General features: G+C 58.2%; 1 pseudogene. It reads left to right on the top strand.

Annotated features, from left to right (window positions below):
* Positions 1-148 precede the first annotated feature (148 nt).
* A pseudogene (locus GEV02_RS32600) lies at positions 149-416 on the top strand (hypothetical protein); the annotation flags it as partial.

The raw sequence follows: 416 nt of genomic DNA, 5'->3' as shown, positions 1-416 counted from the left end.
GCTACTGAGCGGCTCTAACGAATAGAGGCCTAAAAATTTTAGTATCGGATAGCGTTCGATACGGAAATTTTAGTAAGTCTTAGGACGCTGTAGTCCCCCTTAGCGGTGGTTCGCAGCGCTTAGTCAAAACCTGATTTTGGGGAACCCCATGCCTGCTCCCGCCCTCCACTTCCCAGTCCGCGTGCCCGACGATTTATTGCTCGCCTTGGGCGAACACACCGGCGTATTCTGGTCGGATAGTCTCGGCATGGCGCCCTTCGTCTGCGAGGCCATCCGCAACTACATCAACCCACCGCCGCCTCCCCAGCAGCCGGCTGAGCTCTCCGAAGCAGGCTATCAATGGAAGGAGGTGTTTCTGCCCGAAGGCACCCGGCTGCGCGCCAGCTTCGGTCGCCAGCAGTATTTCGCCACCGTGG

The organism is Rugamonas aquatica (assembly GCF_009380215.1).
Classification (GTDB): Bacteria; Pseudomonadota; Gammaproteobacteria; order Burkholderiales; family Burkholderiaceae_D; genus Rugamonas; species Rugamonas aquatica_B.
The sequence above is the reverse complement of the archived record's forward strand: the minus strand, read 5'-3'. Positions and strand labels throughout refer to the sequence as shown.